Raw genomic sequence first — 13,835 nt, forward strand, 5'->3', positions numbered from 1 at the left:
CTAAACCACGAGGGAAGGGCGGCCAGGAGGTTCGGCCGATTTCAGACCGCGCGCTCCTGGCGGTGCCGGCGTGCTCACAGGGCGCCGTAGAGGGCGTCCACGAGCGCCATCTTCCTTGGGTCGTCGGCGATGTGCGGCCCCATGCGGTTCATGACGTACCCCAGGGAGAGCGCCGCCTCGGGGTCGGCGAGACCGCAGGAGCCGCCGAACCCGTCATGTCCGAAAGCCCTCGGGTTGGGTCCGTACGAGGCGTTGGCCCCGCTCAGCCACAGGCCGAGCCCGGCCTGCGTCTCGTGCTCGAACCCGGCCCCCAGGACCAGGTCCCGGCAGCTTCCCTGCCCCTCACGCACCCGCTCCGCGGCCTGAGGGGAGAGCACCCGCCGGGAGCCGTGCGACCCGCGCCCGGCGAAGATCCCGTACAGCGCGGCGATCGCCCGAGCCGTGCCGTGGCCGTTCGCGGCCGGGACCTCGGCCGCCCGCCAGCGCGCGGTGTTGGCCTCGGCGGCGCCGACCAGCGGATTGGTCAGCGCGGCCACTGCCGCGGGCGCCAACTGGGCGAAGACCGCCGCCTGTTCACTGCTCGACGCGGCCGGCGGATGCACCAGCTCGGCCACTCGCCCGACCTCCTTCTCGGGCAGTCCGACGGTGAAGTCGATCCCGAGCGGGCCGGTCACCTCCCGCTCCAGGAACGCTCCCGGCAGCAGCCCGGACACCCGCCGCACCACCTCGCCGACCAGATGGCCGAATGTGAGCGCGTGATAGCCGGACCGCGTCCCCGGCTCCCACCAGGGCTCCTGGGCCGCGAGCCGGCCGACGGTCAGCTCCCAGTCGCAGAGCTGCTCGAACGTGTGCGGCTCGCGCAACCCCGCCAGCCCCGCCCGGTGCGACAGCAGATGCCGTACGAGAACGGCCTCCTTGCCCGCCGCCGCGAACTCCGGCCAGTACGCGGCCACCGGCGCGTCGAGGTCGAGCAGCCCGCGATCGGCCAGGATGTGCGCGCACAGGGCGGTCGGACCCTTCGACGTCGACCACACGTTGACGAGCGTCTCGCGCTCCCAGGGGCGGGTGCCTCCCGCGTCGGCCCAGCCGCCCCACAGATCCACCACCGTCTCGCCGCCCAGAACGACGGTCACCGCCGCGCCCAGTTCGCCACGGTCCCGGAAGTTCTCCTCGAACGCCGTGCGAACCGCCGTGAAGCGTGCGTCGCAGTGGCCCCGGACATCGGGCGCGGGCTGGGACATGGAGACCTCCGTCATCCGTAGGGACACCGGGCCCGAACATACCGACTGGTCGGACCGGGTGGAAGTGGCCGCACCGCATCCGTCCGCCGCCGGGCCGCGGCGCACCGCCCGCCGCGTGGTGCGGTGTCCGCCCTCCCGTCATCACGGGCTCTTCCGGATGTCACCCAACACCCCTACGCTGCACGTCGGTTGACCACCGATGCGGGAGAGGCAGGGGGAACATGCGCAGACATGTGAGGGTGCTGACACGTACGGGGATCGCGGTGGCGACGGCGGGAGCCATCGCCCTGACCACGTCCCCCGGGGCGAGCGCCGCGGACCTCTCGTACTCCTCCAGCACCTCGGTGGGTGTCCACAACTCCTACGACAAGGCGAAGTACCCCTACTTCGCCGACGCGCTGGACTCCGGCGCCGGGATGCTGGAACTCGACGTGTGGACCAACGTGTTCGGGGCCTCCTGGCGCGTCTCGCACAGCAACCCGATCGGCAACGACAACAACTGCGAGAACGCGGCGAACGCCTCCGATCTGCGCACCAAGTCCGTCAACCGCGATCTCGCCGGCTGCCTCTCCGACATCCGGACGTGGCACGACGCGCACCCGGGGCACCGGCCGATCCAGCTGAAGATCGAGATGAAGGACGGCTTCGCGGCCAACATCGGCCGCGGTCCCACCCAGTTGGACGCCCTGCTGACGGCGAAACTCGGCGACGCGCTGCTGCGCCCCGCCGACGTCGCGGGCTCCCATCCCGACCTCGACTCGGCCGTCCAGGCGGACGGCTGGCCCGCACGATCGGCGCTCGCGGGCAAGTTCGTCGTCGAACTCATCCCCGGCACCGTCGAGGAGAGCAACCCCCTCGACTCGCTCTGGACGGACCGCGAGTACGCCACCCACCTCCGCGACCTCGCCGCCGCCGGCCGGCTGCGCGAGGCGTCCGCCTTCCCCGCCGTCCACGGCGCGACCGCGGGCGACCCGCGCACCCGCTACACCGACCCGACCATCCGCCCCTGGTTCGTGATCTACGACGGCGACGCCGCCGCCTACGCGGGTGGCACGATCGACACCGCCTGGTACGACGAGCGCCACTACCTCGTCGTCATGACCGACGCCCAGAACGTGCCGCCCGCCATCGACGGCACCAACCCCACCCAGGCCCAGGCGCAGGAACGCGTCGCCCTCCTCGCCGCGCGGCACGCCAGCGTGGTGTCGGCGGACTGGTACCCCCTGCCCGCCGTGCTCGCGACGGTCGTACCGCGCGGAACGGCCGGCTGAACCCCGCCTGGTGCCGCGGCACCCGAGCGTGTCGCGGCACCAGAGCGTGTCGCGAAGGTCCCGTCGTCGGCCCGGAGGGCGTGCCGGCCGTCATGAGACAGACGGGACCTTCGCAGTGCTAGAGGTACGAGGGGAGCCACTGGAGCTGGGCCGCCTCCTGGTAGGGGCCCCCGCCCTCGTGGTCGTTGAAGTCGTAGACCTCGATCGTCTTCTCCTCGTGGGCCCAGGCGTTGAACGCGGCGAAGACCGTGGAGGGCGGGCAGGTCTGGTCCTCCATGCCTGCCGAGAAGAGGGCCGGGGCGCTGCCGCGTGCCGCGAAGTGCACGCCGTCGAAGTAGGAGAGGGTGCGCCGGACGTCGTCGGCACGGCCGCGGTGGGTCTTGAGGAAACTGCCGATCTCCCGGTACGGATGGCGGTCGGTCAGTGTCGTCGCGCGCGGGAAGTCGCACAGGAACGGCACATCGGGAGCGATCGCGGCCAGGTCGGGGACGAGACCGCCCACCGCGATCGTGATGCCGCCCCCCTGGCTCGCGCCGACGGCCGCGGTGCGCGCCGGGTCGACCAGCGGGTGCGAGCGGACCGCCTCCACCGCGCGCACCCCGTCGGTGAACACCCGCCGGTAGTAGTAGTTCTCGGGAGCGTCGATACCGCGGGTCATGTAGCCGGGGTATGCGGGCGCGCTGCCCACCGGGTCCGGGGTCTCGCCGCCGCCCCAGGCGCTGCCCTGGCCCCGTGTGTCCATCACGAAGTGCGCGAAGCCCGCCGAGGCCCACAGCAGATGCGTGTGGGGGAGGCCGCGGCCGCCGCCGTACCCGACGAACTCGACGACCGCCGGCAGCGGCGCGTCGGCCCCGGCCGGCAGGGTGAGCCAGCCCTTGACCGGGTGCCCGCCGAACCCGGCGTACGTGACGTCGTACACCTCGACGGTCCTGAGGCGGGTCTCGACGGGCTCGAAGCGGGCGTCCAGGCCGTGTTCACGCGTCTCCTGGAGGGTCCTGGCCCAGAAGTCGTCGAAGTCCTCGGGCTCGGCCGAGGCGCTGCGGTACTCGCGGAGCTCGTCGAGGGGGAGGTCGAACAGGGCCATGAAGGACCACCTTTGAAGACGTCGCGGCTGCGGATGATCACACCGTACGTGGGCCGCCGGAGGGCCGCCATGCCTGGTTCCGCGTCCGCCCGCGCCCTGGTGGCGCGGGCCACCGGCCCTTCCTGCCCCGCGTGCGACCACCCATGCCCGGAGGGGGCCGCGCACGTCAGGGCGTGTGGCGCCGCCACTCCGGCCCGGTGCGTTCCCAGTCCCGCTCCCACTCGGCGACGCGGCGGCGTACGGAGGCCCGCCGTCCCGCGAAGTGGACGCCGATGACGACGGCCACGGCGGCCCCGGTGGTGAACAGGCCCGCCATCAGTGTGTGTTGCCAGACCGCGGACGCGTTCACCGGTGGGCCGACCCGGCGGCCGCCGGAGTCCAGCCAGATACGGGTGTGCTCACCCCGCAGGGCTCCCGCGGGGACCTGGGCCAGGCCGGTGCGCGAGTCCCCGCCCGGCGCGGTCCAGCGCACCCTCACCGGGTACGAGGGCTGCCGTCCGGTCGGTGAGGGCACGGCGGGGGGCGCGTCCTCGACGACCAGGGCGGTCACCGGGTGCCGCTCGGCCCGCTGCGTGGCGGCCCGCGCCCGCGCGTCGTCGTACACCCGCCGTCCCACGGCCACCCCGGCCAGCGGCGCGCCGACGACCAGCAGCACGACGACGGCCAGCAGCGCCCACGCCTCCAAGACGTCACAACGGCGGCGCAACGGACTGCGGCGCCAGCGCCAGCCGCGTACCCGCGTACGCATCGTCACCTCCCTGCCCCGCTCCACCCTTTCCACGGCGCACCGCGTACACCGCGAGCGTCCACGGAGAATCCGTACGGTGATTCTGCCGCCGTACGAATGATCCGCACCCCCTGTGGAACCCGCGAACCACTTCGTGCGGCGAAACAGGAGCCACCATGACGCATTCCCGTCCAGCAGCACTCGACGCCCAGTGGCGCGCCACCGATTCCGGCCCGCGGCAGGGGAGGAGGCGATGAGTACCGGCGCGCGCTCCATCACCGTCGGCATCGACGGCTCGTCGACCAGCCTCGACGCCGCCGACTGGGCCGCCAGGGAGGCACGCCGCCGCCGGCTCCCCCTGCGGTTGCTGCACGCGGGGACCGGGCCGGCGGTCTCCGGCCGGGTCCCGGACGTCGACGTCCCCGCGGGGCGCACCCGCACCGCACTCGACCGGGCGGCCATCCAACTGTCCTACGCGCACCCGGCGTTGGACATCATCGCCCGGCGCACCGGGACACCCGCCGTGCAGGCCCTGCTGGCCGCCGCGGCGGACACGGAGACCCTGGTCGTCGGCTCACGCGGCTCCACCGGGTTCGCGGGCTTCGAAGTCGGCTCGGTCGCCCTCGCCGTAGCGGCCCGTGCCGCACGCCCGGTCGTGGTGGTACGCGCGGGTGAACTCCCCGAGGACGAACGGACGCCCGTCACCGACGGTTCACCGCCCGACTCCGCCCCCTACCTGCCGGTGGTGCTGGGACTCGACGTGGACCGGCCGGCCGACGACCTGATCCGCTACGCCTTCGACACGGCCGCCTTCCGTTCGGCGCCGCTGCACGTGGTGCACGCCTGGACGCGGTCCGAACCGTACGCCCGCGCGGCCCGTGGGCCCCGGTCCGGGGACACGGCCCGGCGCGGGGACGGCGAGGGCGGAACGCTGGCCGGCACCCTCCAGCCGTGGCGCCGCAGGTTCCCCGGGACGACGGTCCGCGAGCACGTCGTCCAAGGGCACCCCGGACCGCACCTCCTGAGGGCGTCCGCGCGGGCCGGCCTGCTGGTCGTGGGGCGCGAGGCGGGTACCGGCCCGGGCCGCTCCGTGCGCGCGTTGATCCGGCACGCCCCGTGCGCGGTGGCCGTGGTTCCGCACGGCTGACGGAGGACCCGGGCGTCGGACCGGTGTCCGGACCGCGGCACGCGGGGCGCCCGGACCCCCGATGCGCCCGGACCACTGGAGGCGCCCGGACCTGCTGGGCGACCGCGCCCCGTTCAGCCGAAGCGCTCGATGCGGATCCGGTCCACCGGCTGCCCCGCCTCCACCAGCAGTCGCGACGCGTGTTCGGCGAACCCGTTGGAGCCGCACACATAGGCTTCCCACCCACCAGGAGGCTGTGCTGCCAGGAGTGGTGCCACATGTGTGGCCGCCAGACGTCCGACGGCCACACCCTCCGGGGCGCCGCGGGTGAAGACGGCCGTGGTCTCCGCGCCGTACTCCCGCGCGTAGATCAGCTCCTCGGGGCTGCGCGTGGAGACGAGCAGCCGCAACGGCACGTCCAGCCCCCGCAACCGGTGGTGGCGCAGCATCGACATCAGCGGTACGACACCGGAGCCGGCGCCGACGAGCAGCGCCGGCCGGTCGCCGGGCCAGGCGAAGAACCCGCTGAGCGGACCCCGGACCTCGACCGTGTCCCCGGGCGCGGCCACGGTGTGGAACCAGCCGGAGACCTCACCGCCCTCGACATGGTCGAGGGTGAGTTCGATGTGGCCGGTGTCGTCGGGCGGCGACGCGATGGAGTAGTGGCGCTGCGCCACATAGCCGTCCGCGGCGGTCAGCCGCAGCATCAGGTGCTGGCCGGGCAGGTGCCCCGGCCAGCCCGGTACCGCGAACCGGAAGGTGGTGGCCTGCGGTGTCTCACGGCGGACATCGGTGATCGTGGCGTCACGCCAGGTGGCGGCGGTCTGTCCGCTCACGGCGATCCGCCCCGGCACGGCGAAACTCGTGACAGGGACGAAGGCGCCGGTGGCCGGGGGCTCGAGGGGCTTCGCGGGTACGAGGGCGCTCGGGGAGGCGGTCGTGTCAGTCACCGGAGTAACGCTGCTCCTCCCAGGGATTGCCGCGTGCGTGGTAGCCGTTCTGCTCCCAGAAGCCCGGCTCGTCGTGGTCCAGGAGCCGCAGGCCCGCGATCCACTTGGCGCTCTTCCAGAAGTACAGGTGCGGCACGATCAGCCGCGCCGGGCCACCGTGCTCGGCGGGCAACGGCTTCCCCTCGTACTCCCAGGCGATCCAGGCACGGCCGCCGGTGAGGTCGGTGAGCGGGAGGTTCGTGGTGTACCCGGTGTGCGAGTACGCGACCACATGGGTGGCGCCTCCATGGGGGCGCACCCGCTCCAGGAACGCGTCGAGGGAGACGCCGCCGAAGCGCACCCCGAACTTCGACCAGCTCGTCACGCAGTGGATGTCGCCCTCGTACGCCGAGGCGGGCAACGCGTGCGCCTGCTCCCAGTCCCAGGTGCGCGGCTCGGCCACCAGACCGTCGATCCGGAAGGTCCAGTCGGTGGCCGCGAGCGCTGGCGTGACCTCGGCGGACAGCACGGGCCAGTCGTCGCCCGCGTCGTACTGGCCGGGTGGCAGCCCGGTGTGGTCGACGCGCGGACGTCCGGCGAATCCTCGGGTGACGTTCATGGGACTTGTTGCCTCCAGGCCGCCCGGTGCGACGGCCCGCAGATCGAGCGGGATCGGTGCGCACGCGCTCCCCGGCGTGCGCCTTCCACCGTACGTGGCCCGCGGCCGTGCTCCGTCCCCGGGCGAGGCTCCGAATCATTGCGGACGGATGAACGCCGCCGAGGCCGGGGAATAGCCACGGCGTGATCGTCCTTGCCCCCATGCCGACCCCGGTGCGCCCCCGCCACCGGTGACAGCGAGGGAGAGTGAGGAAGCAGGATGCCCAAGGCGTACGTCTTCACCCGGTACGGCGGCCCCGAGGCCGAGGCCCTGGTGGAACAGGACCGGCCGAGCCCGGGAGCCGACCAGGTACTCGTCGCCGTCCGCGCGGCGGGTGTGAACCCCGTCGACTGGAAGCAGCGGACGGGCTACCGGCGCCCCGGCGCCGCGGCCCGCGAGCTTCCGGCCGTCTTCGGCAACGAGGTCGCGGGAGTGGTCGAGGAGACCGGCCCCGACGTGACCGGGTTCGCGGTGGGGGACGAGGTCTTCGGCAACCCGGTGGCGGGCGGATACGCCGACTACGCCCTGCTCCCCACGACGGTGACCGCCCACAAGCCCGCCGCGCTGTCGTTCACGGACGCGGCGACGCTGCCCGTCGCGGCGGCGACGGCGTACGACGCGGTCCACCAGCTCGGCCTGCCCTCCGGCGCGACCGTGCTGATCACCGGCGCGGGCGGCGGTGTGGGCGTCGCGGCCGCGCAGATCGCGCAGGTGCTCGGACTGCGCGTGGTGGGGGTCGCGAGCGACGGCAAGAAGGACTTCGTCGAGTCGCTCGGCGCCGTGCACGTCCCGGCCGGTCCCGGCCTGGCCGAGCGGCTGCGGGCGGTGGCGCCGGACGGTGTGGACGGTGTTCTCGACCTCGTCGGGGGCGAGGTGCTGGAGTCGGCGGCGGCCCTGCTGGCCGACCGGACGAAACTGATCACCGGAGCCGACCGGGAGACGGTCGCGCGGCTCGGCGGAGCGGGCGTGGAGCGGGCCCGGACGGCCGCCGTCCTCGACGAGGTGGCGCGGCTCGTGGTCGACGGCCGGCTCCGGCCCTTCGTGACCGGGACCTTCCCGCTGGACCGGGCCGCCGAGGCGCTGCGCACGGTCGAGGACGGCCATGCCCGCGGCAAGATCGTGATCGAGGTCGCCCGATGAACGACGCCCGTAACGCGGCCGCGCACCCGCTGGACAACCCCGCCCTCGGATCCCTGACCGGCCCGCACGCCCACTTCGCCGAACGCCGCGGCCGCGTGCTGCGCTACCCCGTCGAGGTATCCCCGTGGCTGGCCCTGCCCGACGTCCCCGACGCGGACGACTGGGCGGACCTCGCGGCCCTCGTGGGTCCGGGCGGCGAGGCACCGCTGGCCGGGTTCAACGGGGCGACCCCGGAGGGCTGGGAGCTGACCTTCAGCATCGACGGCGTCCAGCTCGTCGACGCCGGGCTCGCCGCGGCGCCGGACGCCGAAGCGGTACGGCTCGGCTCGGCCGACGTACCGGAGATGCTCGACCTGGTGGAGCGCACCAGGCCCGGTCCCTTCCTGGCGCGCACCGTCGAGCTCGGCACCTATCTCGGGATCCGCCGGGGCGGTGCGCTGATCGCCATGGCGGGGGAGCGGCTGCATCCGCCGGGCTGGACCGAGATCAGCGCGGTCTGCACCGACCCGGACTTCCGTGGCCAGGGTCTGGCCTCCCGGCTGATCCTCGCCGTCGCGCACGGGATACGCGAACGGGGCGAGACTCCGTTCCTGCACACCGCCGCGGAGAACACCGGCGCGATCCGTCTCTACGAGTCCCTGGGCTTCGAGCTGCGGCGCACGACCCGCTTCCTGGCCGCGCGGGTACCCGAACACCTGGCGGACGGGCAGGCCGTGGGAGCCCGCTGACGACCGGGGCCGTGGGCGTCGGGCGACGCACGGGGGTCGCCCGGCGCCCGGGACGGCGGCGGGAGGTGCCGCGAGGCACCTCCCGCCCTGGTCAGTCCGCCTTCACGGCGGACGCCCCGGACGCGGTGTTGTACCGCACCAGATACGCGGCGAACCGTTCCAGGTCCTCCGCCGGCCAGTCCGCGAGCCGCTCGCGGAAGGCGATCCGCCGGCTCTCCGTGACCTGGGCGAGGATCCGGGTGCCCGCCTCCGTGAGCTGCAGTACCTGTACGCGGTGGTCGTCCGGGTCGAGCCGTCGCTCGACGAGCCCGGCCCGCTCCAGCACCGCCACCTGACGGCTCACCGTGGACTTGTCCAGCGCGTAGTGCGCGGCCAGGTCGGTCGCACGGCAGCCGCCGCTCTCCTCCAGGTGGCCGAGCAGGGTGTACGACACGAGCGACAGTTCCGGGTGCATGCGCCCGGCCGAGGCCCTGGCGCGCCGGGCGAAGGCCGTCATCTCGCGCTGGATGGTCTCGACGGCCGCCGCACCGGTGGTGACGACGGTCTCATCGGGCCCTTCGGCTGCCTTCATGGGACCTCCCTCGCTCCTCTGGTTGTATAGTACAACTTGATGGATGGTTGTATATGCCAATCAAAGGAGGTCCCGTGATCACCGGACTGCGCTCACCGGCCCTGCGCCATGTGCTCACGCACCTGGTCACCCCGCTGCTGATGTGTCTCGGTATGGGGCTGGCCTATATGGGTGCGTTCGTCACGCCCGAGCCGCACCATCTCCCGGTGGCCGTCGTGGGCTCCGGTGCCGAGACGAAGGTGTTCGCCCAGACCGTCAAGGACGCGGCGGGGAGCAGGCTCGACGTACGGACCGTGGCGACGCGCGCCGAGGCGGTCGGTCTGCTCAGGTCCCGTGACATCACGGGCGCCTATGTGCCCGGGACCGGGTCGTCCGAACTCGTGGTCGCCACCGCCGCGTCCGACATGGGCGCCACGGCTGTCGAGAAGGTCTTCACGCCGGTCGCCGCCCGGCAGGGCCAGGTGCTGAAGGTCACCGACGTCGCCCCGACCGTCGCCGACGACCCCACGGGCCAGGGCCTGTTCTTCCTCCTGATCGCGCTGAGCATCGGGTCCTACGCGTCCGTCGCCGCGCTCGGCGCCGCCGGAGCGGAGCTGCCGCTGCGCGTACGGGCCCTGCTCGCCGTCGGGGTCTCGGCGGTGGTGGGCGCCATCGGCGCGTTGCTCGCCGGGCCCGTGTTCCATCTCGCGCACCACGACCTCGCGAGCCTGTGGGGCGTGGCCTGGCTCTACTCGGCGGGCATCCTCTTCATCGGCGTCGGCCTCCACACGTTCCTCAAGCGGTGGACCACCCTCGCCATGATGGTGCTCTTCGTGATGCTCAACTTCACCAGCTCCGGGGGTCTGTTCCGGCCCGAGCTGCAGAACGGCTTCTTCGGCGCGCTGCACTCCTTCTGGAACGGCGCCGGCTTCGTCGAGGGCGTCCGCAGCCTCCTCTACTTCGACCGGGACGGACTGTCCGGCGACATCGGGACGTTGGCCGTCTGGCTGGTGGTCGGTCTGCTGGTCACGGCCGTCGCCGGTGCCGTCGAGCGCGGGCGCGCCCGGGGCGCCGTGGAGGAGGAGCCGGCGCTCATGTCGCCGGAGGAGTGGGAACAGCGGGGTACGGCGCAGGAGCGCGAGGGCGCGGAGGAGCTGGAGGAGTCGGTCGCCGTCTGACGGTTCCTGTAAAGTGACCGTCCCGGCTGTGGAACGCCCCAGCCCAGGAGTTGCCGAGGAGGTGGGACCCATTACCGCCAGTTCAGGTCGGGTGCTCTCACCTCAGGTCGACGCGGCTCAGCGCCGGTAGGCGACCGCGAGAGCGCCCTTCGGCTCACCGAAAGGCTCTCGGCTTCCATGCCTTCCCCATCCGATTCCGTTGTCGCCGCTCTCCGTGCCGCTGGTTGTGTCTTCGCCGAGGACGAGGCGGAGTTGATACGCTCCACCGCCCGCACCCCGGACGAGGTCACCGCCATGGTGGACCGGCGCGTCTCGGGCCTTCCCCTCGAACACGTCCTCGGCTGGGCCGGGTTCCACGGTCTGCGCATCGCCGTCGAACCGGGTGTGTTCGTACCGCGCCGCCGTACCGAGTTCCTCGTGGACCAGGCTGTCGCCCTGGCGCGGAACGTCTCCCTGGTCGTGGATCTGTGCTGCGGCTCGGGCGCGGTCGGCGCCGCGCTGGCCGCGTCCCTCGGTGGACCCGAACTGCACGCCGCCGACATCGACCCGGCCGCGGTCCGCTGCGCCCGCCGCAACGTCGCGCCCTTCGGGGGCCGGGTCCACCAGGGCGACCTGTACGCGGCTCTGCCCGACACCCTGCGCGGTCGCGTCGACGTCCTCGCCGCCAACGTGCCGTACGTCCCGACGGGCGAGGTCGGTCTGCTGCCGCCGGAGGCCCGCGACCACGAGCCGCTCACCGCCCTCGACGGTGGCGCGGACGGCCTCGACATCCTGCGCCGGGTGGCCGACGGGGCGCCCCGCTGGCTCGCCCCCGGCGGCAGCCTCCTGGTCGAGACGAGCGAACCCCAGGCGCCCCTGGCCGTGGAGGTCTTCGCGCGCAGCGGCCTGATCGCCGGACTGGCCGTCTCCGACGAGCTGTACGCCAACGTGGTGATCGGCACCATGCCCTGAGCGGTCGGCCCTGAGCGGTCGGCCCTGAGCGGCCGCCCCCGGCCGTCCGGCATGCCGCTTTCGGTCCTGGATCGTCGTCCTGCCCCGCGCCGCCACGCTGTGGCGGCGCGGGGCAGGAGACGCAGGCCCGGCCGACCGGCCGGAGTGACCCTCCTCATTGTGCAACTAGTTGCACAATGCGCGTCCCGTCGTCTACAACAGACCTACGACACCGCGTACGGAGGGCCCGATGAGCCGTTACCCGCACCTGCTGAACCCGCTCGACCTGGGATTCACCACGCTGCCCAACCGCGTCCTCATGGGCTCCATGCACGTGGGTCTCGAGGAGGCCGAGCGAGGCTTCGAGCGGATGGCGGAGTTCTACGCCACCCGGGCCCGGGGCGGTGTCGGCCTCATTGTCACCGGTGGCATCGCGCCCAACGAGGCGGGCCGGCCCTACGAGGGCGGCGCGAAGCTGACCTGCGAGGCCGAGGCCGACCAGCACGCCGGGATCACCGCCGCGGTGCACCGCGAGGGCGGGAAGATCGCGATGCAGATCCTGCACTTCGGGCGGTACGCCTACCACCAGGACCTGGTCGCGCCCAGCGCCCTGCAGGCACCGATCAGTCCCTTCACACCGCACGCGCTCACCGACGCCGAGGTCGAGCAGACGATCGACGACTACGCGCGCGCCGCCCGGCTCGCGCAGCGGGCCGGCTACGACGGCGTCGAGATCATGGGTTCCGAGGGCTACCTGATCAACGAGTTCATCGCCGTCCAGGCCAACCGTCGTGAGGACCGCTGGGGCGGCTCCTACGAGAACCGGATGCGCTTCCCCGTCGAGATCGTCCGCCGGGTGCGCGAGGCCGTCGGCGAGAACTTCATCATCATCTACCGCCTGTCGATGCTGGACCTGGTGCCGGGCGGCTCCTCGCTGGACGAGGTGATCACACTCGCACGGGCCGTGGAGGCCGCCGGAGCCACGATCATCAACACCGGCATCGGCTGGCACGAGGCCCGTATCCCCACCATCGCCACCTCCGTGCCGCGCGGCGCGTACGCCTGGGTGACCAAGAAGGTGATGGGCTCCGTCTCCGTCCCGCTCGTGACCACCAACCGCATCAACACCCCCGAGATCGCCGAGCAGTTGCTCGCGGACGGCCACGCCGACATGGTGTCGCTCGCCCGGCCGATGCTCGCCGACCCCGACTTCGTCGCCAAGGCGGCGGCCGGGCGGCCGGAGGCCATCAACACCTGCATCGGCTGCAACCAGGCATGTCTCGACCACACCTTCAGCGGCCGGATCACCTCGTGCCTGGTCAACCCGCGGGCCTGCCACGAGACCGAACTGGTCCTCGCCCCGACCCGGCTGCGCAAGCGGGTGGCCGTGGTGGGCGCGGGCCCCGCCGGACTGGCCTGCGCGGTCTCCGCGGCCGAGCGCGGCCACGACGTCACGCTCTACGACGCCGCCGGCGAGATCGGCGGCCAGCTGAACGTGGCCCGCAAGGTCCCCGGCAAGCAGGAGTTCGACGAGACGATCCGGTACTTCCGCACCCAGCTCGAACAGCACGGCGTGGACGTGCGGTTGAACACGCGCGTCGACTCCGGGGACGTGTCCGGCTACGACGAGGTGGTGGTCGCCACCGGCGTACGTCCGCGCACGCCCGAGATACCCGGCGTCGACCACCCCAGTGTCGTCGGCTACCTCGACGTCCTGCGGGACGACGCCCCCGTCGGCGACCGGGTCGCGATCCTCGGTGCCGGCGGCATCGGCTTCGACGTCGCCGAGTACCTGACCGACGGCGGCGACAAGGCGAGCGAGGACCCGGCGACGTACTTCCGCAACTGGGGCGTCGACATGGACTACCGCGCCCCCGGCGGCCTCGGTACGCCCGAGCGGCCCGCACCGCCGCGCACCGTCCACCTCCTGCAGCGCAAGGCATCCAAGGTGGGCGGCGGACTCGGCAAGACCACGGGCTGGATCCACCGCACCGAGCTCAAGCACCGGGGCGTCACCATGGTCCCGGGCGTTCGGTACGACCGTATCGACGACGCCGGGCTGCACGTCACCGTCGACGGCGCGGCCCAAGTGCTGGAGGTCGACACCATCGTGCTCTGCACCGGGCAGGAGCCCCGCCGCGACCTGTACGAGGAGCTGTCCGCCGCGGGGCGCAGCGTGCATCTGATCGGAGGTGCCGACGTGGCCGCCGAGCTGGACGCCAAGCGGGCCATCAAGCAGGGCACGGAGCTGGCGGCGGCGCTGTAGACCTTCG

13 protein-coding genes are annotated in these 13,835 nt (G+C 73.0%); 7 read left to right on the forward strand and 6 right to left on the reverse strand.

Annotated elements, in window-relative coordinates:
- Positions 1 to 74: 74 nt before the first annotated feature.
- Positions 75 to 1,241, reverse strand: a complete 1,167-nt coding sequence (locus tag ACFVTC_RS03120) for a serine hydrolase domain-containing protein (RefSeq protein ID WP_390123327.1) — start codon at positions 1,239 to 1,241, stop codon at positions 75 to 77.
- Positions 1,242 to 1,462: 221 nt separating this feature from the next.
- On the opposite strand from ACFVTC_RS03120, the gene ACFVTC_RS03125 reads away from it, so the two are divergent.
- Entirely contained in the window at positions 1,463 to 2,512 is a 1,050-nt protein-coding gene (locus tag ACFVTC_RS03125; RefSeq protein ID WP_390123329.1) for a phosphatidylinositol-specific phospholipase C domain-containing protein, read from the forward strand.
- 118 nt (positions 2,513 to 2,630) lie between these two features.
- On the opposite strand, the gene ACFVTC_RS03130 is transcribed toward ACFVTC_RS03125, so the two are convergent.
- Both ACFVTC_RS03130 and ACFVTC_RS03135 read right to left on the reverse strand, forming a co-directional pair.
- On the reverse strand, positions 2,631 to 3,596 hold the full coding sequence (locus tag ACFVTC_RS03130) for an acetylxylan esterase (protein WP_390123331.1): 966 nt from the start codon (positions 3,594 to 3,596) through the stop codon (positions 2,631 to 2,633).
- Between the two features lie 166 nt (positions 3,597 to 3,762).
- Positions 3,763 to 4,344, reverse strand: a complete 582-nt coding sequence (locus tag ACFVTC_RS03135; RefSeq protein ID WP_390123333.1) for a hypothetical protein — start codon at positions 4,342 to 4,344, stop codon at positions 3,763 to 3,765.
- 232 nt (positions 4,345 to 4,576) lie between these two features.
- On the opposite strand from ACFVTC_RS03135, the gene ACFVTC_RS03140 reads away from it, so the two are divergent.
- Entirely contained in the window at positions 4,577 to 5,470 is an 894-nt protein-coding gene (locus ACFVTC_RS03140; protein WP_390123335.1) for a universal stress protein, read from the forward strand.
- Positions 5,471 to 5,583: 113 nt separating this feature from the next.
- Here ACFVTC_RS03140 and ACFVTC_RS03145 read toward each other — a convergent pair whose 3' ends face one another.
- Together ACFVTC_RS03145 and ACFVTC_RS03150 are read right to left on the reverse strand one after the other, a co-directional pair.
- The gene (locus ACFVTC_RS03145) at positions 5,584 to 6,303 is read right to left on the reverse strand and encodes a ferredoxin reductase (RefSeq protein WP_390123762.1); all 720 of its coding nucleotides are present in this window, start codon (positions 6,301 to 6,303) and stop codon (positions 5,584 to 5,586) included.
- 88 nt (positions 6,304 to 6,391) lie between these two features.
- Entirely contained in the window at positions 6,392 to 6,997 is a 606-nt protein-coding gene (locus ACFVTC_RS03150; RefSeq protein ID WP_390123337.1) for a sulfite oxidase-like oxidoreductase, read from the reverse strand.
- 258 nt (positions 6,998 to 7,255) lie between these two features.
- Here ACFVTC_RS03150 and ACFVTC_RS03155 point away from each other — a divergent pair, with 258 nt between their 5' ends.
- Both ACFVTC_RS03155 and ACFVTC_RS03160 read left to right on the forward strand, forming a co-directional pair.
- Positions 7,256 to 8,176 carry an NADP-dependent oxidoreductase gene (locus tag ACFVTC_RS03155; protein ID WP_390123339.1) on the forward strand — a complete coding sequence of 307 codons (921 nt, stop codon included), beginning with the start codon at positions 7,256 to 7,258 and terminating at the stop codon, positions 8,174 to 8,176.
- Positions 8,173 to 8,904, forward strand: a complete 732-nt coding sequence (locus ACFVTC_RS03160) for a GNAT family N-acetyltransferase (protein WP_390123341.1) — start codon at positions 8,173 to 8,175, stop codon at positions 8,902 to 8,904. Before ACFVTC_RS03155 ends, ACFVTC_RS03160 begins: the two co-directional genes overlap by 4 nt.
- A gap of 91 nt (positions 8,905 to 8,995) precedes the next feature.
- Here ACFVTC_RS03160 and ACFVTC_RS03165 read toward each other — a convergent pair whose 3' ends face one another.
- Positions 8,996 to 9,475, reverse strand: coding sequence for a MarR family winged helix-turn-helix transcriptional regulator (locus ACFVTC_RS03165; RefSeq protein WP_390123343.1), 480 nt, complete (start codon positions 9,473 to 9,475; stop codon positions 8,996 to 8,998).
- A 53-nt stretch (positions 9,476 to 9,528) separates the two neighbouring features.
- Between ACFVTC_RS03165 and ACFVTC_RS03170 the strand changes: the two genes are divergently transcribed.
- From ACFVTC_RS03170 to ACFVTC_RS03180, 3 genes are all read left to right on the forward strand, one after another.
- Positions 9,529 to 10,632 carry a hypothetical protein gene (locus ACFVTC_RS03170; protein WP_390123344.1) on the forward strand — a complete coding sequence of 368 codons (1,104 nt, stop codon included), beginning with the start codon at positions 9,529 to 9,531 and terminating at the stop codon, positions 10,630 to 10,632.
- 177 nt (positions 10,633 to 10,809) lie between these two features.
- The gene (locus tag ACFVTC_RS03175) at positions 10,810 to 11,583 is read left to right on the forward strand and encodes a putative protein N(5)-glutamine methyltransferase (RefSeq protein WP_390123346.1); all 774 of its coding nucleotides are present in this window, start codon (positions 10,810 to 10,812) and stop codon (positions 11,581 to 11,583) included.
- Positions 11,584 to 11,812: 229 nt separating this feature from the next.
- Positions 11,813 to 13,828 (forward strand): FAD-dependent oxidoreductase, encoded by a 2,016-nt coding sequence (locus ACFVTC_RS03180; protein WP_390123348.1) that lies wholly within the window; start codon positions 11,813 to 11,815, stop codon positions 13,826 to 13,828.
- The last annotated feature ends 7 nt before the right edge of the window (positions 13,829 to 13,835 follow it).

Source organism: Streptomyces sp. NPDC057950 (genome assembly GCF_042887295.1).
Lineage (GTDB): Bacteria > Actinomycetota > Actinomycetes > Streptomycetales > Streptomycetaceae > Streptomyces > Streptomyces kaempferi.

Coding starts and splice junctions, on each gene's coding strand:
- ACFVTC_RS03120 (WP_390123327.1), bottom strand. CDS start 1,241: ATGTCCCAGCCCGCGCCCGATGTCCGGGGCCACTGCGACGCACGCTTC.
- ACFVTC_RS03125 (WP_390123329.1), top strand. CDS start 1,463: ATGCGCAGACATGTGAGGGTGCTGACACGTACGGGGATCGCGGTGGCG.
- ACFVTC_RS03130 (WP_390123331.1), bottom strand. CDS start 3,596: ATGGCCCTGTTCGACCTCCCCCTCGACGAGCTCCGCGAGTACCGCAGC.
- ACFVTC_RS03135 (WP_390123333.1), bottom strand. CDS start 4,344: ATGCGTACGCGGGTACGCGGCTGGCGCTGGCGCCGCAGTCCGTTGCGC.
- ACFVTC_RS03140 (WP_390123335.1), top strand. CDS start 4,577: ATGAGTACCGGCGCGCGCTCCATCACCGTCGGCATCGACGGCTCGTCG.
- ACFVTC_RS03150 (WP_390123337.1), bottom strand. CDS start 6,997: ATGAACGTCACCCGAGGATTCGCCGGACGTCCGCGCGTCGACCACACC.
- ACFVTC_RS03155 (WP_390123339.1), top strand. CDS start 7,256: ATGCCCAAGGCGTACGTCTTCACCCGGTACGGCGGCCCCGAGGCCGAG.
- ACFVTC_RS03160 (WP_390123341.1), top strand. CDS start 8,173: ATGAACGACGCCCGTAACGCGGCCGCGCACCCGCTGGACAACCCCGCC.
- ACFVTC_RS03165 (WP_390123343.1), bottom strand. CDS start 9,475: ATGAAGGCAGCCGAAGGGCCCGATGAGACCGTCGTCACCACCGGTGCG.
- ACFVTC_RS03170 (WP_390123344.1), top strand. CDS start 9,529: ATGCCAATCAAAGGAGGTCCCGTGATCACCGGACTGCGCTCACCGGCC.
- ACFVTC_RS03175 (WP_390123346.1), top strand. CDS start 10,810: ATGCCTTCCCCATCCGATTCCGTTGTCGCCGCTCTCCGTGCCGCTGGT.
- ACFVTC_RS03180 (WP_390123348.1), top strand. CDS start 11,813: ATGAGCCGTTACCCGCACCTGCTGAACCCGCTCGACCTGGGATTCACC.